This is a genomic window from Paenibacillus sp. FSL M8-0142, assembly GCF_038597315.1.
Lineage (GTDB): Bacteria > Bacillota > Bacilli > Paenibacillales > Paenibacillaceae > Paenibacillus_AQ > Paenibacillus_AQ lactis.
This window is the reverse complement of the sequence record NZ_CP152008.1, coordinates 2510361-2528420: the sequence shown is the minus strand read 5'-3', so window position 1 is coordinate 2528420 and position 18060 is coordinate 2510361. Positions and strand designations below refer to the sequence as shown.

The following is an 18060-nucleotide window of genomic DNA, read 5'->3' as shown; positions in this document are numbered from 1 at the left end:
CTACCTCCCCAATGAGATCTGTTGATTTATAGTTTTACGATTAAGGGCAAACGTAATGATCGTCTGTTGTTCGTATGCATGTATATCCTGATATCCGGTGGCCGGGCTGGACCGTTCAGGGCGTCCGTTGTAACGAACCTCTACGCCGCTTGGCGCGATTTCGCGGATTCTTGGTTCCATAAAGCTCCAGGAGCCCATGTTCTGCGGCTCTTCCTGAACCCACAGAATTTCCTTGAGATTCGGGAACTTTTGCATAATGCGCGAAATTTCTTCTTTCGGGAACGGATACAGCTGTTCCACCCGCGCGATATGAATCCAAGAGTGATCTTCGCCCTTCTGCTTGTCAAGTGCTTCATCCAGATCGATCGCCACTTTCCCCGAGCACAGCACGAGGCGTTCGACCTTCTTCGGCGATTGTCCGAGACCTGGCTGTTCCAGCACCTTCTGGAAGCCGCCTTCGCTAAATGCGCTAACCGGCGATGCAACGCGCGGATTGCGGATCAAGCTCTTCGGAGCCATCAGCACGAGCGGACGGGCATCGTCCGTTTCCGTCAGTGACGCTTGCCTGCGCAGCAGGTGGAAGTATTGCGCTGCCGATGTCAGGTTAGCAACCGTCCAGTTATCTTCCCCGCTCAGCTGCAAGAAACGCTCAAGTCTTGCGCTGGAATGCTCTGGACCATTTCCTTCATATCCATGCGGCAACAGCATGACAAGGCTGGATTTCTGTCTCCACTTCGAACGACCGGCCGAGATAAACTGGTCAATGATAACCTGGGCGCAGTTCGTGAAGTCCCCGTATTGCGCTTCCCAGATCACCATCGTCTCCGGCGAATACACGTTATACCCGTATTCGAAGCCGACAACCGCTGCTTCTGTAAGCGGGCTGTTGTGGATCGCAAACGATGCTTTTGCCTGCGGCAAACGGTGCAGCGGGCAGAACGTATCTCCGTTCGCGGCATCATGCAGAACCAGGTTCCGGTGCGCAAACGTTGCGCGCTCGGCATCCTGTCCGGTAATCCGGATCGGCTTGCCGTCCGACAGAATCGTCGCGAAGGCCAGCGTCTCTGCATGACCCCAGTCTACCTTCCCGCCTTCGTCAAGCGCGCTGCTGCGGCGCTCCAAAATGCGCTGAAGCTTCGGATATACCGTGAAGCCTTCCGGCCATTGCAGAAGCTCGCGGTTGATCGCACGGAGCTGTTCAGCGGATACATTGGTAGCCGTTGTCTTCTTGGAATTCTCATCGGCCGGGTTGATGCCGAGCAGAACCGAATCGACCGAATCCTTCGATTTCACGGTTTCATAAGCAGCCTTAAGCACCTCGACCACTGCGTTCTTCAGTTCGTCAGCCTGCGATTGGGACAGCACCTGACTTTCAACCAGTTTCTTCATATATAACGTGCTGACCGTAGGGTGATTCTTCACCTTCTGGTAGATCAGCGGCTGAGTCGTTTCCGGATCGTCGGTCTCGTTATGGCCGTACTTGCGGTAGCCGACCAGATCGATCAGAATGCTCTTCTTGAACTTGTTGCGGTATTCGCTCGCGAGACGGGCAGCAGCGATACATGCTTCCGGATCATCGGCATTAACGTGAATGATCGGGATTTCATATCCTTTCGCCAGATCGCTGGCGTAATGCGTGGATCTCGAATCCTTCCCTTCGGTCGTAAAGCCGATCCGGTTATTGACGATAATATGAATCGTTCCACCGGTACGGAAGCCCGGCAGCTTGTTGAAGTTAAGCGTCTCCGGCACGATTCCCTCGCCTGGGAACGCAGAGTCGCCGTGGATCTGAATGCTGACCGCCTTGTTGACGTCCTGCTTCGGATAGCCGGCTTCGCTGCGGGTTTCTTGAGCCGCGCGCGTGTACCCTTCAACGACCGGATTAACGTATTCCAGGTGGCTCGGGTTGTTGGCCAACGTAATACGAACCTCGCGTGCCTCGTTCTTCTTCATGTAACGGTCTGCGCCCAGGTGATATTTCACGTCGCCCGTCCAGCCGTAATTCATGCCCATGGAGCCTTCGGAAGGCACCAGATGCTTATTCGGCGAATGCATGAACTCGGAGAAGATCTTGGTGTAGTCCTTCCCGAGAATATGCGCAAGCACGTTCAGACGTCCGCGGTGCGCCATGCCGACAAGGATCGAGTTGACATCCACTTCCGCTAATTGCTGGACGATTTCGTCAAGCAGCGGCACCAGCGCTTCGTTCCCTTCGACCGAGAAGCGCTTTGCTCCAACGAAGGTACGGTGCAGGAATTCCTCGAATTGCTCGGCCTCCAGCAGCTTCTTCAGCAGCTCCTTCCGTTCTTCTACGCTCAAGTTAAGCGGGAATCGTCCGGACTCTGCTTGTTGATTGAGCCATTTCCGTTCTTCTTCATCATGAATGTGGCTAAATTCATATGCAATGGTTCCAGTATATAGTTTCAGCAGCCGCTGGATGGCATCCCAACCATTCTTGACATCGCCAGGAGCCTCCTCCCAGACGATCTCGGCAGGCAAGGCCGCCAAATCCGCTTGGCTTAACTGATAGCTTTCAGGCTGAAGCAGTCGTGTATCCGTTTCTCCACCGATGCCGATCGGATCGATATCGGCGGCCAAATGGCCATAGGTTCTAATATTCCATACCAGCTTACCTGCGGCTACGCTCTTCTTAAGTAATTGCGGGTCAAGTCCTACGCCTTGTCCCTGCGAATCCGCTTTCTTTTCATTGTTTTCCAAAGCAGGGGGCGGTCCCCAGCTGGCGAACAATTCACGGTATCCTGGTTCCACAGACTGCGGGTCTTGCAAAAACTTCTCGTACTGATCTTGAATGTACCCCAGGTTCGGACCGTGATATTTTTGCCATGGTCCCACTGCCTTACTGTCAAGGGTCTTCATCGCTGACTCCCTCCGTCAGATTATTTTGATAGTTCATGGACGGAATTTCACTTTTTACATTCGCAAAACACTTTGTTACGATTTCATTATAATACACTTGACCTCAGAACCGAAAATACCCTTTATATATAATAATGATCTAATAAACAGATGGATTTGCGTCAATTTTATGACGATTTCGGACAGCCGCTTCCAGTTCCCTGTTTCGTTTACATTTAAAGTCATTTATCTGTAAAAATATCCTCTGCCAGCCAATCCATCTGTCTGATCGGCTCCGGTCCGCTGTCCATTCCAAACATGCGAAGGAGCTGCTTCGCATTATCGGATGCATCGCCTCCCGAGTTGTTATTGAAGATAATCCAGCATTGGCACGTCTCCTCAAGCAGCTTCAGCACGGATTCCCTCCACTGCGCAAGCTCATCTTCATTGTACCTGTACAAATAACGGACTTCCCGCCAATTCGGCTGCCCGCCCGTATGCCACCCTTTCTCGTTGCGGCCATGCATCCGAATCATGACGGCATCCTCGCGGGTTGCGGCAAGAACAGCCGGTACCGATCCGATTCCCACCTGGGGCTCATCGGCAATGCTGTGAATCCACCCCTCGCTTCGCATGAAATCCAGCGTCTTCTCCCGGAATTCAGGCGCGAACCAGGTCTGGTGGCGAAACTCCAATGCGACCGGCAGATCCTCCATCCACTCCCGCGTCCGTTTCAAAATGTCCACATGCTTCCGCTCGCAGCCAAACCACGGCGGGTATTGAAACAGCACCGCTCTCAGCTTGCCGGCTGCTTGAAGGACCCGGACCGAAGCCCGAAACTCGTCGAACATGCTTCTCGTGCTGGAATATTTCGATAATGTGCCGCCCCTGGCATGGCCGGTCATGCCTTGATAGGCTTTGACAATGAACCCGAAATGGCCGGGCACCGTCTGGGCCCATTTGTCCATCTGGTCCGGGGAGGGAATCGCGTAGAACGAGTTGTCCATCTCCACGATCGGAAAATGCCGTGCGTACATGCCCAGCCGATCGGAAGCCTTCGCTCCATCATCGTACAGCTTGTCGTGATCCCCCCAGCCGGACAGGCCGATTTGAATTCTTCGCTCGAATTGTTCTTCCTTTACCATAGCCATCCTCTCACTTGCATCATCTGCATCCACCAAGGACTCATATTTATTAACCCGATACGTCCGGAATTAAAAGCCTGCAACCGAATCACTCACCATCAGTATATGACCGAATCTTCTTTATGTACGGTCATAGAACACATGTCCCGCATCCAAGCGGCCTTCGGCAACCCGAATGATGCCGTGCGAATATTGAGGCTGTCTTCGCTTATCCGTCGGAGAGCCGGGATTGAAGAGCAACGTGCCCCGAACCGACTCCATATACGGAATATGGGAGTGACCGAATACGATCATATCCACGTTGCTTCCCTCAAATGCCTTCAGCGCGCGTCCTGGCGTCGTTCCGCCTTTTCCGTGTCCATGCACAATTCCGATCCGATGACCAAGAACCTCAACGATCTTCTGGTATCCCAGCTTCGAAATAACTTCCTCCGGATCTGTATTGCCGGCTACGCCTTCGACCGGAGCATAGCGGCTGAGCTGTTCATAGACATTCCAGCTCGACCAATCGCCCGCATGCAAAATAAGCTGCGCTTCCTTCAAGTCCTCCAACAACCGAGAGGGCAGCTGCTTGCTCCGCATGGGTATATGGGTATCCGATACCACGACGATTTTGTAAGGCCTGCTCATGATTTCCCTCCTCTTCACTGCCGGTTCGATCCCTTTACGGTATCGAAGGCATCACTATCTACTATCCTAGCAAAAACCGCTGCTGAATCAAAATAAGCGGCAAAAGTTAAACGGCCCCCACGTTTTCAGGTCAGCCGTTTGATTCGTGTTTTTTCCAAATGAGTGTTCTTAGATGGACATTCCCGTGAATAGAATGGTACGAGCCATCTTCCGTACAAGCCGTACGAAATTTAAGGTACCGTTATAGGGGAGGAATTCGTTGTCATGAGCATGATTTTCAGCTATATCCTATTGGGACTCTCGCTCTCTGCGCCGCTTGGTCCTATTAATGCAGCCCAGCTCGATCAAGGGATCAAAAAAGGGTTCTGGCATGCCTGGATGTTTGGAATCGGCGCCGTGCTGGCTGATATTCTGTACATGGTTCTCGTCTATTTGGGCGTCGTTCATTTCCTGAGCACCCCCTTCATGCAGACATTCCTGTGGCTGTTCGGAGCATTCGTGCTCATCTATACAGGCGTAGAAAGCATCATCAATGCAAGGAAGGTAACCATCAGTTCAACGAGCGGAGAAGAATCGGTTATGAAAACGCTGGTCTCCGGCTTCCTGATGTCCGTTTCCAATCCGATGACCATTCTGTTCTGGCTCGGCATTTACGGCTCCATACTGGCCAAGACGGCGGCCGATAATGGTACAGGCCAGCTGTTCGTCTACAGTATTGCCGTCATTTCCGGAGTGGTCCTGTGGGATTTCTTCATGGCCATGGTGAGCAGCATGTTCCGAAAATATTTAAGCCAAAGAGCAATATCGATCATTTCCGTGCTCTCTGGCCTCTCATTGGTTGTATTCGGATTGTATTTCGGGATTCGTGCATTGTCGCTGCTGTATCCGATGCTGTTCTAACGGGCAGGCTTCGGACGCAGCTTGGGCTTGCCCGCCTTCTTGGATGCTTGGGCGGATTTCTTCCAAACCCTCTGCATGAACAATACGACGATGCCGATCACGACAATAAAGCCGAAGCTGATCCACAGCCCCGGACGGCTCGTCGGATGAAATGCTGTGCCGCTTACCCCTGCCGCAATCATCAGCATGCCGGCGAAGCGTTTGATATGTCCCCAAACGGTAAGCCGGATGATTTTCCCGGCCGTAACCAGAATGAAGAACCAGTTGTATAGCAGCATTAAACCGGCTGCAGTCGTAAGATATTCGTAAATCTTGCCCGGTATCAGTAGCGACAGTATGATCGACAAGGCAAGCCCGGCTGCGGTAAGCGCCAGCGCAAACACCGGTGTTTTCCGCCTGGTTTTCTTTTTGGCAAATACCTTGGGAGCATCTTGGTCCTCCGATAACGTGACCAGCATGGTGGTTACGGCATAGAGCGATGCCACCATCGTCGAAAAGCCCGCGATAATCAGTACCGCGTTGAATACATGCGGTATGAAGGGAAGATTATACGACCCTAAGGCGACAACGAACGGGCTTTTGGCCGGTGAAAAACGGTTCCATGCCACCATCATGACGGCAAGACCGATTGATAGGATATAGACGATCGACAACAGCAAAATCATAATTTTTCCTGACTTGGGAGCTTCCTTCGGGTTCTTTAACCGGATGGCCATCACTCCCATCACTTCGATTCCGCCAAACGCGTAAAAGGCAAAGATCAGGGACGCCCATAGCCCCCTTCCTCCTGCAGCGAAAAAATCTCCCCAGCTCGCCGGAAGCTGCGGCCTTGCACCCCCGCGAAGCCATCCGAAGCATGCCGCCGCCGCAATCACCAGGAACATGACAATCGCGGCAATTTTCAAAACGGCCAGCACGTTCTCCAGCCGGTCAAACCCCTTGTTGCCAATCCATATGACAAATAGTCCGAGAACCGCATAGCCGCAAGCGAATATCCACATCGGGATGTCCGGAAACCAGAAGCGCGAGAAGATGGATAGCGCCGTCATCTGACTCCCCATAATCAGCACCTCCGCGCACCAGTACATCCATCCGGTCGAGAATCCCGCCCATCTGCCGTAAGCCTGCTTTGCGTATGTTCTGAAGGAGCCCGGCTGCGGGTCATCCGCCGTCATTCGTGCCAGCATATCGAATACGAGATACGTGGCGCAGGCGGCTATCACGATCGAGATGAGAAACGCCGGCCCGCCAACCCGGATACCAAGCGCCGATCCAAGGAAATAACCTGTCCCGATAGTCGATGCTACGCCTAAGAGGGATAGCTGCCACCATTTCAACGTGCCTTTTCTGTTTCTTGACTTCCTTCCTCTGCTCACACAAGCATCCCCCAATCTTGTAGTCCTACAAAAGCTTACCTTATTATGCAGGGTTGCGAATGGCTTTATGTACCGGGCGCTCGCCCTATTTATGGCTTCCAAGAGGGTCAGCCTATTGACGTTTTTCCCCCTCCATGATTGGATGAGATCGCATATTTTGAGTATTTCCCGAGAACTCTAAGCCGTATAAAAGCCGGTAAGGAGGATGAGCATGTCAGGGGGAAGCGGAATTCCAACGAATCAGGCATTTATGATGATGATGCTAACAGCCGGCTTGACGAACCACGTCATGATCATTCCGGTGCTCATTGAAACATCGGGGCGGGACGCCTGGATCACGATTCTTGTTTCCGCCGTTTTGTTTCTTCCATGGGTGCTTCTGATTTACGGCATTATCCGTAAGCTTGGAGACCGCACCATCCGGCAGGCGATCGATGAGAGCAGCGGCAAGGGTGCACGAATGGTTATCATGGGCATGTCGGCTTTGTACTTCATCTCGTTTGCCTTTTACACGCTCAAGGAAGTGATCGACTGGACGAAATCCACCTATTTGCTGCAGACTCCCGTCATCGCCACGTCCCTGATTCTGGTCTTGCTATGTCTGGTAACCGCGCGACAAGGATTACGGACAGTCGGCATCTCTGCGGGAATTCTGCTGCCCATCGTCGTACTTCTTGGCATATTTGTATCCGTTGCAAATTTTAAAGTGAAGAACTACCACTATCTGATGCCGGTACTTGAGCATGGCTTCACCCCGGTCCTCAAGGGTCTGCCGGTCATGTTCGGGGGGCTGTCGCAGTTTATATTGATCCTGTTTCTTCGGCCGTATCTTCAGAAAAAGCCTCGTTTCCTGACGGTGCTTGCGATTCACGCCGTACTAGTGTTCTTGACATTCGGTCCCACGATAGGCGGCATTGCGGAATTCGGACCTGAAGAGATGAAACTGCAGCGTTATCCGGCCTATGAGCAGTGGCGCCTCGTAGAGCTCGGCAAATTCGTTGAGCATGTCGACTTTCTGTCCATCTTCCAGTGGCTGAGCGGAGCCTATATTTCCATCTCGCTATCGATTTATTTGCTGTGCGAGACGCTGCTGCCGCCTTCGAAGCGAAGCGTCGGTATACTGGCAGTCTCCTTGCTAATGATCATTCTCTGCGCATCGCCCATCAGTAATCTGAAGATGTACTATGTCATGGCCGACTATTTCTTGCCGATCTCCAGCATCTACCTCACCGTACTGAGCGTACTCATGTTCCTCCTGATTCGAAGACAACCGCATCACAGCTCAGCGAAAGGAGAGAATTCTTCATGATAACCTTGGAAAGTCTACAAGAACGATTTGCCGATTGCGACGATATCCTTATTTCAACGTTCCCTGGTATCGACGATGCCAAGCAGCCTTGGGCCATATTGATCTATAACGTCTATATGAGCGACACGGCGTTGATCTCCAAAATCATTCTGCCCGTCATCAACGATAAATGGAAAGCTTGCAGCGATCAGAACAAAGCCTTCGATCCCTCCGAGCTGAAAATGCAGCTTAGCCTGGAACAAGTAACGGATGAGGATGCACTTGTAGATCATATTTTTTCAGGGGATGTAGCGCTGTATTTCCCGAGCAGCGATAAGCTGTATTCATTTAGCGCGGCGAATAATATTTCAAGATCCCCGGAGGAAAGCTCCTCCGAAACCTCGATCAAAGGCCCAAAGGACGGATTCGTCGAGGAATTGGACACCAATGTAGCCCTCATACGCAAGCGCATGAAAACGACAGATCTCGTCTTTACCGTGTTTGAGCTGGGTGACCGGAGTAAAACCTCTATTGGAATCATGTATCTCAAAGATAAAGTCATCCCTGAGACGGTGGATGAAGTTACCAAGAAGCTTCAATCGTTCAATGGGGAATCGCCTACCGGCATCGCAGAGCTGGCTGAGCATATATCTCCGTACCGGTACAGCGTGCTGCCGATGTTCGATTATACCGGCCGGCCGGATCGGGCCTATGATTCCTTGACGCGCGGCAGGTTGATCATCATCATGCAGGGAAGTCCGGTCGTTCTGGTCGCGCCGGCCAGCCTCATGCAGCTTCTGTTCGCGACCGAGGATCCCCAAATGCCATACTACTACGTCTTTCCATGGAGACTGCTACGGCTGCTGGGTTTTCTGATTTCCATCATGCTGCCGGGATTCTATATCACGGTTGTGTCCTTTCATCAAGACCAGATCCCGTTCCCGCTCCTAGCTACGATCGCCAATACCCGGCTCGGCCTTCCGATTCCAACCGGATTCGAAATGCTGATCATTCTGTTTCTGCTGACGCTGCTTCGGGAAGCCGGCATACGGATGCCTTCTCCGATCGCTTCAACGATTACGGTCGTTTCCGGCATCATTATCGGGGACGCAGCGATACGGGGCGGATTCTTCTCCCCGACCATGACGGTGATCGGTGCGCTGTCCTTTGTGGCCGGCTCAACCCATACCAACGAGGATTTCGTCGTCACACAGACGATTATGCGGTACTTCATCCTTGGTTTATCTGCCATTCTCGGCCTATTCGGCTTCTTCGTATCGGTATTCTTTATCGTCCAATATATGGCTCACCATCGCCCGTTCGGACAGCCTTTTCTGGCTCCCTTCTCCCCGTTCTCTTTGTCCAAGGTCGTGCGAAACCTGATGAGACTCCCTGATAAACGGAAGAAAGGCGGGGCGATATGAAGAAGCTTCTCTGCCTCTTCATCATCATGTCCGTGCTGCTTGCCGGCTGCTGGGACAACAAAGAGGTCCAGGACATCAATTATATTACCGCGCTCGGAATCGATTACAAGGAAGATCAGTATATCATCTATGTTCAGATGCTTGATTTTGCGACGATTGCCAGACAGGAAGGAACAAAACAGACCGAAACGGCACCGATTTGGGTCGGCAGGGGAACCGGAAGCACGCTCTCGGATGCGCTGATCGATCTTTACACGGCAAACCAGCAGCGGATTTCTTGGGGGCATGTGACGGCGTTGGTGCTTGGCGAGTCTGTACTGGTGCCCGAACGGTTGTCCCAAGTATTCGATATGACGAACCGGTCGCAAGAGATCCGCTATACCAAATGGATCTACGGAACCAAGGACTCGATGGAGGATCTGTTTACCGTGTCGCCTTTTTTCCAATTGTCTCCGCTGCATTCGCTGCTCCATGAGCCGCAGGAGAGCTATCGGCAATTCTCGTTCATCCGCCCGATCCAATTCGTGAACTTTATCCGTCTCTATCGTGAAGATGCGGCTACCGTCGTTCTTCCTTCCCTCCAGATTACCACGGCAAACTGGACGGAAAATTTAAAGCAGCATCCGCTGCTTGAAGTTAACGGCGCATTTTTGATACAGCATCAGACCCTGAAGGGATGGATGCAACGTTCCGATCTCGCCGGTATCCGCTGGCTCTCCACGCCCGAGACACGCGCTTCCCTGGTCGTATTTTCCGGAATCAAAGCGGCTGGCAGCATCTACCTGGAGAATCCGAAATCCGCCATTGAGATCATACGCGAAGGAGAGGAGGTCTATTACCGGATCAAATTGAACGTTGATGGAATGGTCCAAAATATTTATCAGAAGACTCGCATTGGCGAAATGAAGAAGCTAACTGAGGCTTCGCTCCGCGAGGAGATTCGGAATACCTTCCTGAAAACCGCAGCCATTCATGCCGACCCCTATCAATTAGGCCTTCAGCTTCGCCGAGCCGATCCCAAGCTATGGGACGAGCTGAGGAAAGAGAAGCGGGAAATGCATCAGGCATCGCTGCGTGAGATTGACGTTCAAGTAAGCCTTCGCTATTGGGGTCAGCGCAAAAATATAAACCGGTAAAACGGATATATATTATAGAAGCAAAAATTTAAATCTTGTAGCTTTTAACCGCTATAGAAACCCTGCACTTTTTACAAGCACAGGGTTTCTCGCATTTCATATCGGCTCTTCGCTTGAATTTCTCGCGCTTTCCCTCGCTTTCGGGATCAGCCTCAGCTTCTTACCCCAAGACTGTAGAGTGCATCAACACGCGGATTATGCATAAACTGGTGGCTGCAATGGAAATGATATCTATTAATCGTTTTGACGGGGGGAGTGATCTCGGTATGGAACTTAAAGAAAGCCTGGCTGCCTATTTTAAAGAAAACGCCGATTATTTCCATGTTGAAATTCGATTGCTGCAATATGAAGTTCAGATCATCGGTCTGGATTCTTTGGTTGATCTGCCCCAGAGCATCGCGTCCCTTCAAACCCAAACCTCAAACCTGGTCCATGCTTCACTCCAGCCCGCTGCTCTTCTGAAAATATTGGGCAAGCTTATTGAGCCTAAGCTGGAAGCGATTGTACCTGAAATCATAAAGGGCAATCTGATCCTATTCGAACCCAAGTCCGGGACTTGCAGCGCCGTCCTTCCGATATCCAAAAATGTCACCCGTTCCGTTACTTCACCCGAGACCGAAAATACGCTTTACGGAGCAAGCAGCGCTTTTCAGGAGGATATCAATACGAACATCGGCATTTTGCGAAAGCATTGCTCCGGAGGCTCCATGCAAGTGGAGACCTATAAAGTCGGGAAGAATTGCCCTAAGTCATTATTGTTAATTTATCATGAGAATCGGGTCGCCCCCCGGTTACTGCATTCCGTTCAAGCGAAAATCAAGGCGGGACAGGACCAGGAGGTTGATCATATTCAGCAGCTCGGGAACATACTGGGCGTGAACCCATGGTCGTTCGTCCCCAACTTCAACATGACGGAATTGCCGCAAAATGCGGCCCATTCCCTACAACAGGGCAAAATCGTACTCATGTTAGACCGTTATCCTTTCGCGATTATTTTGCCTAGTCTCGTCATGGATATGTTCTGTTTGAAGGATGATTATAATTATGCCCTCCCCTTCATGTACCTGATCCGGTTCTTAAGAATCGTTGGCGCCTTGATCGCTACGATCATTCCCGGATTATATGTTGCCCTGGTATCCGTCAATCCCGAGGTTCTAAGACTTCAGCTGGCCTTATCGATTGCAAACAGCAGACAGGATGTCCCTTATCCTGCCTTCGTCGAGACACTCCTGCTCCTCATTGTTCTCGAGCTCATTCTGGAAGCCAGTGTGCGTCTTCCCAAAAGCGTCGGCCCCACCATTACGATGGTTGGCGGTATCATATTGGGTCAGGCCGCCGTATCCGCCAAACTTGTCAGCAATCTGCTGATTATCGTTCTGGCAGGCACAACCATTGCTTCTTCTACGGTTGTCGGATTTCAGAACTCGGTGACTTTACGCGTGTTCAAATATGTGCTGATTATCCTATCCGCCATCTACGGCATGCTGGGTCTTCTCGCCGGGATCGTTGTCGTATGTGCTTACTTAGGTCAACAAACAAGCATGGGCATTCCTTACTTATCGTTCCCTGCATTCAATAAGAAGGATGAGCCGAAATGGATAAGAGCGGTTATCAGGCAACCATTTTATACGTCGTTTGTCATATGGGGCTTATCTTTTTTCTCTATCCGTCCGATCTGTTTACAGCCATGGACATGGGGCACTGGATCGGAATAGGGATAAGCTATGCGCTCCATACCGCTGCACTTTACGTTTATCTGAAGGGGCTCACCTGGACTGCCCAGAAGAACGTCGTGGATATGTTCCGCAGCACCGGAACCTTTTTCACTTGGCTGTTGTTGATTCCCGTCTTCTTTTATTTTGGCATAGCGATCATCATAACGCTGAGAGCGTATTCGGAGATGCTGACCTTGGTCTTTTTATCGAGCACGCCGTTATGGGCGATCCAGCTGCTATTGATCGGCATTGCTTTTCTTATGGCCTGGCAAGGAATGGCCAGCATGGCACGCACCGGGGTCCTCTTGGTTATCCTGTTTTCGTTCCCCATTTTGTTTGTTCTCTGCCTCAGCTTTCAAAATGTGGACTGGTATTATTTGCTGCCGATCATAGATCGCGAGCAGACCTTCCATTTCTTAATCAAGCCCGATTTTCTGGTCAGTTTATTTGTGTATGCAGGCGGCTTCTTTTTTCTGGGGCTGTTACCTCCGTCCATACATATCAGTCTAAAAAAAATGATGCTGGGCTGCCTCCTCCTGCTTCCCATGTTCCTGTTATCGGTATATTTGCCGCTCCTGACCTTTGGGCAAGCAACCGCCGAATTGTACGAGTTCCCCATGCTCATGACCATCGACACCGTGAATATTACATGGCTCTTGTTCGATCGGATCACGATTTTTTTCCTGTTGAGCCTGATGGCGTTTGCCATGCTGTACTTGGGAGTCACGCTATGGATTCTCTTGACGCTTACGAAGCGTGCAATTCCGGTTATCCCGAATCTCTACCTGTTGATTGTACTGACTGCCGGATTGTTTGCCATCTCCATGGCTATTCCCAACTGGGATTTCCTGAAGAAGCTGCAAGGGTGGATCATACCTCTCAGGATGTATATTTTTCTGATCGTTCCACTGATCACGTTCATCATCGGATGGCGGCACAAGCATAAAGCAAGCCGCACAACGGAGGTTACTTAATATGAATAAGTCGGATATAAACAACCCGCATATGGACAACCCGGCTAAGCCCCGCACGGCGATCAAGCTCATTCTATTACTGGTAGGAGCGGTCCCCCTGCTTGCCGGCTGCTGGGATACCAAGGACATCAACCATCGGTCGCTTCACGTCATCATGGGCATTTCGTTAACTGAAGAGAATCAATATAAGGTGTTCCTGGACATTCCGGCAACGAATGAAACGAGCTCGGTCAACATCGTTTCGGAAACCGGCGACACGATCAATGACATCATCGATGATATAAGCATGAATATGGAGACCCAGGTGGATCTTCTGCATTTGAAGATCGTTATTGCAGATAAAAACGTTGCCCGCAGAGGGATGGAGGATATTATATCCGCCTTTAACCGCTCCCGGGATATCTCCTCCAAAACGCTGTTAGCCATCAGCGATCAACCCCTGGATCAATTCTTCTCAGATATGGAAGCGAAATCGGAGCAAAACGGCAGTATCATCTATGATTATTTCGAGAAAAATGCCGGCTGGAACCCCCAATTGGCCGACACGCGCGTATGGCAAATGTTTCGAAGCATTCATTCCTATACGCATGATGTGATCGTTCCGATCATTCGTTCCGGCCAATCCACAAGCATCGAATGCCTGGGCGCTGCCATCATCAAAAATGGACGGATGACAGGCCAAATCGGAACCGATGAAACGCTTGTGGCCAACGCCTTTTATGGAAAAAGCGCATTCGGCAAAATCGAGGTCATGGATAGCGCCACCGTTCAAATCACCAGCAACCGGCTATCCCATCATAGCTGGCTTCAGGATGGCAAGCCTTACCTTCGAAGCCATCTCAGGCTGAAGGTTACCATTCTGGACTCCAGGGGACATCCGACAGAAACGCAGATCAAAGAAAAACTCGAAGAGCTCCTCACCCTCAGGCTGAATAAGATGTTTCGGAAAACGCAAAAAGAACAAGCCGATATATTGGCCTTGGGACAATACTTCAGAAAGCACTTGACTCGGGAACAGCTTCAGGATTGGAGATCAGGATACTATCCGAACCTGGATTTCAAGCTGCGCATAACGACCGTGGTCGAAAATCGGGGCAATCTTAAGCATTTGTGAGTTTTAACATATATGGGGTTAGCACATCCGAGATGAGCTTTTGGAGGACAAGCGGGAAATGAATCGGGCATCCCTGCATAAGATTGATGTTTAAGTAAGATTGATGTTAATGAAAGTCTTCGCTCTTGGTGGGAGCGCAGAGAAGTGAATACCGTGGGGCTTTGAATATATAAAAAGAAGCGGGTTAACTCCCCCCGCTTCTTTGGTGCTTCATTCATCAAGTTACTTCCCTGTCATGTTTTTGATCTCATCCTTCAGTTGTTCCGATTTCGGTCCGAACACAACCTGAACCGCACCTTGGCCGAGTCGCATGACTCCGGCTGCGCCGAGCGTTTTCAAAGCGGAGTCGTTCACGGCCTTGTCGTCTTTAACCACAAGACGAAGCCGGGTGATGCAAGCATCGACGCTAACGATATTGTCCTCGCCGCCGATGTTAGCCAGCACCTTGGCAGCCTGGCTGTCATTACCGGCAACCGCACCTCCTGCGCCTTCAGCGCTTTCGGTCTCCTCGCCATCATCCTCGCGTCCAGGCGTTTTCAAGTTCAGCTTGACGATCAGGATTCTGAACAGCAGATAGTATACCACGCCGAAAGCCAAGCCTACCGGCAGGAGCAGCCATGCGTTGGTAGACAGCTTCAGATTCACCAGGTAGTCGATCAAGCCCGCCGAGAATGAGAAGCCCAGATGGACATCAAGGACGTACATGATCAATCCGGAAAGACCTGTCAAAATCGCATGCACCACATATAATACCGGAGCAACGAACATGAACGCAAATTCAAGCGGTTCGGTGATCCCCGTCAGGAACGACGCTACTGCCGAACCGATAAAGATCGAGCCGACGAGCTTGCGTTTGGACGGCTTGGCTGTATGAATAAAGGCCAGTGCCGCAGCAGGCATCGCAAACATCATGATCGGGAAGAAACCGGACATGAACATCCCGGCCGTCGGATCTCCCGCAAAGAAACGCCACAGGTCGCCGTGAACGACTTCGCCCGCGGCATTGGTGTAATCCCCAATCTGGAACCAGGCGATGGAGTTTAATACGTGGTGCAGACCCAGAGGGATCAGCAAGCGGTTGGCTGTACCGAAAATGAACGATCCAATGCCTTCAAGACCGACAACCCAGTTGCCGAAGGCGGAAATGGCATCCTGGATTGGGCTCCAAATCATGCCGATCAGCACCGCAAGCACCATCGTGGAGGCTGCCGTGATGATCGGAACAAAGCGTTTACCTGCAAAGAAGCCTAGCCAGTCCGGCATTTTAATCTTGTGGAATTTGCCATACAGGTAGGCAGACCACAGACCGACAAAGAATCCGCCAAGCACGCCCATATTCAGCTTCACGTCATCCGGTATAAACGGCATTTGCAGCGGAACTTTTTCCAGCACTCTCGTTAGCACCATGTACCCGATAAGGGCGGAAAGAGCCGCAACAGCGTCCCCGGCGAATCCGATCGCAACCCCGATCGCAAAGATAATCGGCAGATTATCCAAAATCGCAAGGGCCCCGGAAGTCATGAACGGAGTTACATATTGATTCAGAAAAGCTCCAAGAGCCCCCAAAGGTATATCTTTTTGATAGTCGATCAATCCAAGCCCCTGCAAAATCCCTGCTGCAGGCAATGTGGCCACAGGCAGCATAAGAGACTTACCCAGCTTTTGCAATTTAGCCAGCATGTCAATCATCCTTTCAACTTCAATAATTTAGCATTGTTCTGAAAACGTTTACATAATGCGTCGAATGAACAATTATTTTTTCCCTTCCATCCTGGAAAGAAAAAACTTCGGGTAAATCCTCCTCCTCGCAAGCCTCATGTATTCATCATTTTAAGGCAGCATGAAATTCAATTCCGACAAAAAAAGCCAAGAAGATTGACGAATATACAATATCGTCCACATCTTCTTGGCTCATGCCCATGTCCATGGTAACACGCCTTAAAACGTATTCATTTGATGTTGTAATCTTAATTCAGGCTTCCCATATTGTCAATAACAAAAATATTCTTTTTAGGAATTAAGGGTGATGCTGAGTACGGGATCCGTGCCTGCAGTCACATTTCCTGTATGTCCTTCCACGGAAGCCGACAATTCATCAGCATTCGTAACAATGATCGGAGTCACGGTTGGATAACCCGCCGCCTTGATGGCCTCGATATCGAATTCAATCAGCGTTTGGCCGGCTTTCACCGAATCCCCGACATTCACATGGCTGGTATAGCCCTCTCCCTTCAAACCGACGGTGTTAATGCCGATATGAAAGAGATACTGCAAGCCGGTTGCTGGATCTTCCAGCATTACCGCATGCTTCGTTTTAATGACATGCGCCACCGTTCCGTCAAATGGAGCGATCAAACGCCCCTCCGATGGCTCGATTGCAATGCCCTTACCCATATGTCCAGCTGCAAACGCCTCATCCGGCACCTCCGACAACGGAACGGCCTTTCCGGATAATGGAGCTTTCACCTGAATAGCAGTAGCGGTCTTCTTCTTCTTCCAACCAAACATTATGATTCCTCCTTGAGTTGATTCTTCTGCTGCAATCGGCCCGTAAACAGGCGATAAAGATGCATGGCCAAAAAGCAGACCTCCGCTTCCGGCACTTCCTTGCCAAGCTCCCGCTCCATCATGGCAGCAAGCTCTTTGGCCAATTCATATTCATCCGCAAATTTTGCGCGGATCTGCTCCGCAAACGGGTTATCGACATTTACATCCTGATTCAATATACGGTCGACCGAAAAGCGAAGGTGCATAAGCAGCCGCACGTAATCCATGCTTCCCCGGTCGAATCGGATCCGTCGCTTTGTCTCGATTTGCTTCACAAGTGCACCCACCACATTGGAAGCCTTCACGAGATGGCCTACAGGCACATGGCTGACCGCCGAATAAACGTGATAGGTCAAGAAACCAATCTCATCCTCCGGTACGGTGATATGAAAGGCCTGTCCGATAAGCTCTGCCGCTTTGACAGCAATTTCGTATTCCTTAGGGAAGCTGATTCGGGTCTCTTCGAGGAAAGGGTTGATGATATCCATCCCTTTTCGGATCCGATAGACGGTAAATTGGATATGGCTTGGCAAAGCCAAGTAGACCTTGTCGTTTAAAGTACCCGGGAATTCCTGCACAATCATATTCAGAATCTGATCGGTAATGTCCATCACCAACGGATCAAATTCCTCGAGCAAATGATGGGCCTGGCTCCATTGCTCGCGGTCTTCCAGCTTAAAAAGCTTCTCGATCCGGGAATCGCTTGCAGAAATTTCCGCTCCAGCTTTGATCCCGAAACCGATTCCTTTGCCAAGGATCACATATTCGGATTCTTTCTTGCCGCCGGTTGCCATGACGACATTGTTACCGATGACGCGAATAACCGTAAACGATTCGAGCCCGCTCATAGACTTCCCCCTTTCCTTAAAGTTTAACAAAAGAGCCTCGAAAGGATGCATGGGCAGCATATTAAATAAGCCAAGAAAAGACGTCCCCGAAGGATGTCTCTTCTTGG

Annotated in this window: 14 protein-coding genes; 7 read left to right on the top strand and 7 right to left on the bottom strand. The window is 50.8% G+C overall.

What is annotated here, in order from left to right; all coding sequences use genetic code 11:
• From NSQ46_RS12000 to NSQ46_RS11990, 3 genes are all read right to left on the bottom strand, one after another.
• The gene (locus NSQ46_RS12000; protein ID WP_342576798.1) at positions 1-2877 is read right to left on the bottom strand and encodes a 2-oxoglutarate dehydrogenase E1 component; all 2877 of its coding nucleotides are present in this window, start codon (positions 2875-2877) and stop codon (positions 1-3) included.
• Between the two features lie 221 nt (positions 2878-3098).
• Entirely contained in the window at positions 3099-4001 is a 903-nt protein-coding gene (locus NSQ46_RS11995) for a DUF72 domain-containing protein (protein ID WP_342576797.1), read from the bottom strand.
• Positions 4002-4121: 120 nt separating this feature from the next.
• Positions 4122-4631: a metallophosphoesterase family protein gene (locus NSQ46_RS11990; protein WP_210095096.1), complete on the bottom strand. Its 510-nt coding sequence runs from the start codon at positions 4629-4631 to the stop codon at positions 4122-4124.
• A gap of 264 nt (positions 4632-4895) precedes the next feature.
• On the opposite strand from NSQ46_RS11990, the gene NSQ46_RS11985 reads away from it, so the two are divergent.
• On the top strand, positions 4896-5531 hold the full coding sequence (locus tag NSQ46_RS11985) for a LysE family transporter (protein WP_007128599.1): 636 nt from the start codon (positions 4896-4898) through the stop codon (positions 5529-5531).
• Here NSQ46_RS11985 and NSQ46_RS11980 read toward each other — a convergent pair.
• Complete coding sequence (locus NSQ46_RS11980; RefSeq protein WP_342576796.1) at positions 5528-6907, bottom strand: amino acid permease; 1380 nt, start codon at positions 6905-6907, stop codon at positions 5528-5530. The two genes, NSQ46_RS11985 and NSQ46_RS11980, sit on opposite strands and share 4 nt — an antisense overlap.
• A 211-nt stretch (positions 6908-7118) precedes the next feature.
• Between NSQ46_RS11980 and NSQ46_RS11975 the strand changes: the two genes are divergently transcribed.
• The 6 genes from NSQ46_RS11975 (at position 7119) to NSQ46_RS11950 (ending at position 14558) form a co-directional block, all read left to right on the top strand.
• Positions 7119-8216, top strand: coding sequence for an endospore germination permease (locus NSQ46_RS11975; protein ID WP_342576795.1), 1098 nt, complete (start codon positions 7119-7121; stop codon positions 8214-8216).
• A complete protein-coding gene (locus NSQ46_RS11970; RefSeq protein ID WP_341033042.1) occupies positions 8213-9619 on the top strand; it encodes a spore germination protein in 1407 nt (468 codons plus the stop codon). Before NSQ46_RS11975 ends, NSQ46_RS11970 begins: the two co-directional genes overlap by 4 nt.
• On the top strand, positions 9616-10755 hold the full coding sequence (locus tag NSQ46_RS11965; protein ID WP_007128603.1) for a Ger(x)C family spore germination protein: 1140 nt from the start codon (positions 9616-9618) through the stop codon (positions 10753-10755). Before NSQ46_RS11970 ends, NSQ46_RS11965 begins: the two co-directional genes overlap by 4 nt.
• A gap of 266 nt (positions 10756-11021) precedes the next feature.
• Positions 11022-12470, top strand: a complete 1449-nt coding sequence (locus NSQ46_RS11960) for a spore germination protein (RefSeq protein WP_342576794.1) — start codon at positions 11022-11024, stop codon at positions 12468-12470.
• Complete coding sequence (locus NSQ46_RS11955) at positions 12398-13444, top strand: GerAB/ArcD/ProY family transporter (protein WP_341342125.1); 1047 nt, start codon at positions 12398-12400, stop codon at positions 13442-13444. The genes NSQ46_RS11960 and NSQ46_RS11955 overlap by 73 nt, the downstream gene beginning before the upstream one ends.
• 1 nt (position 13445) lies before the next feature.
• Complete coding sequence (locus tag NSQ46_RS11950; RefSeq protein ID WP_342576793.1) at positions 13446-14558, top strand: Ger(x)C family spore germination protein; 1113 nt, start codon at positions 13446-13448, stop codon at positions 14556-14558.
• A 222-nt stretch (positions 14559-14780) separates the two neighbouring features.
• On the opposite strand, the gene NSQ46_RS11945 is transcribed toward NSQ46_RS11950, so the two are convergent.
• From NSQ46_RS11945 to NSQ46_RS11935, 3 genes are all read right to left on the bottom strand, one after another.
• On the bottom strand, positions 14781-16238 hold the full coding sequence (locus tag NSQ46_RS11945; protein WP_007128607.1) for a PTS transporter subunit EIIC: 1458 nt from the start codon (positions 16236-16238) through the stop codon (positions 14781-14783).
• A 330-nt stretch (positions 16239-16568) separates the two neighbouring features.
• Entirely contained in the window at positions 16569-17066 is a 498-nt protein-coding gene (locus NSQ46_RS11940; protein ID WP_007128608.1) for a PTS glucose transporter subunit IIA, read from the bottom strand.
• Positions 17066-17953, bottom strand: coding sequence for a transcription antiterminator (locus NSQ46_RS11935; RefSeq protein ID WP_007128609.1), 888 nt, complete (start codon positions 17951-17953; stop codon positions 17066-17068). Before NSQ46_RS11935 ends, NSQ46_RS11940 begins: the two co-directional genes overlap by 1 nt.
• Between the last annotated feature and the right edge of the window lie 107 nt (positions 17954-18060).

Excerpts from the sequence above, each read along its gene's own strand:
- NSQ46_RS11970 (WP_341033042.1), top strand. The coding sequence starts at position 8,213 with ATGATAACCTTGGAAAGTCTACAAGAACGATTTGCCGATTGCGACGAT.
- NSQ46_RS11985 (WP_007128599.1), top strand. The coding sequence starts at position 4,896 with ATGAGCATGATTTTCAGCTATATCCTATTGGGACTCTCGCTCTCTGCG.
- NSQ46_RS11995 (WP_342576797.1), bottom strand. The coding sequence starts at position 4,001 with ATGGTAAAGGAAGAACAATTCGAGCGAAGAATTCAAATCGGCCTGTCC.
- NSQ46_RS11960 (WP_342576794.1), top strand. The coding sequence starts at position 11,022 with ATGGAACTTAAAGAAAGCCTGGCTGCCTATTTTAAAGAAAACGCCGAT.
- NSQ46_RS11940 (WP_007128608.1), bottom strand. The coding sequence starts at position 17,066 with ATGTTTGGTTGGAAGAAGAAGAAGACCGCTACTGCTATTCAGGTGAAA.
- NSQ46_RS11965 (WP_007128603.1), top strand. The coding sequence starts at position 9,616 with ATGAAGAAGCTTCTCTGCCTCTTCATCATCATGTCCGTGCTGCTTGCC.
- NSQ46_RS11935 (WP_007128609.1), bottom strand. The coding sequence starts at position 17,953 with ATGAGCGGGCTCGAATCGTTTACGGTTATTCGCGTCATCGGTAACAAT.
- NSQ46_RS11950 (WP_342576793.1), top strand. The coding sequence starts at position 13,446 with ATGAATAAGTCGGATATAAACAACCCGCATATGGACAACCCGGCTAAG.
- NSQ46_RS11990 (WP_210095096.1), bottom strand. The coding sequence starts at position 4,631 with ATGAGCAGGCCTTACAAAATCGTCGTGGTATCGGATACCCATATACCC.
- NSQ46_RS11955 (WP_341342125.1), top strand. The coding sequence starts at position 12,398 with ATGGGGCTTATCTTTTTTCTCTATCCGTCCGATCTGTTTACAGCCATG.
- NSQ46_RS11975 (WP_342576795.1), top strand. The coding sequence starts at position 7,119 with ATGTCAGGGGGAAGCGGAATTCCAACGAATCAGGCATTTATGATGATG.
- NSQ46_RS11945 (WP_007128607.1), bottom strand. The coding sequence starts at position 16,238 with ATGCTGGCTAAATTGCAAAAGCTGGGTAAGTCTCTTATGCTGCCTGTG.
- NSQ46_RS12000 (WP_342576798.1), bottom strand. The coding sequence starts at position 2,877 with ATGAAGACCCTTGACAGTAAGGCAGTGGGACCATGGCAAAAATATCAC.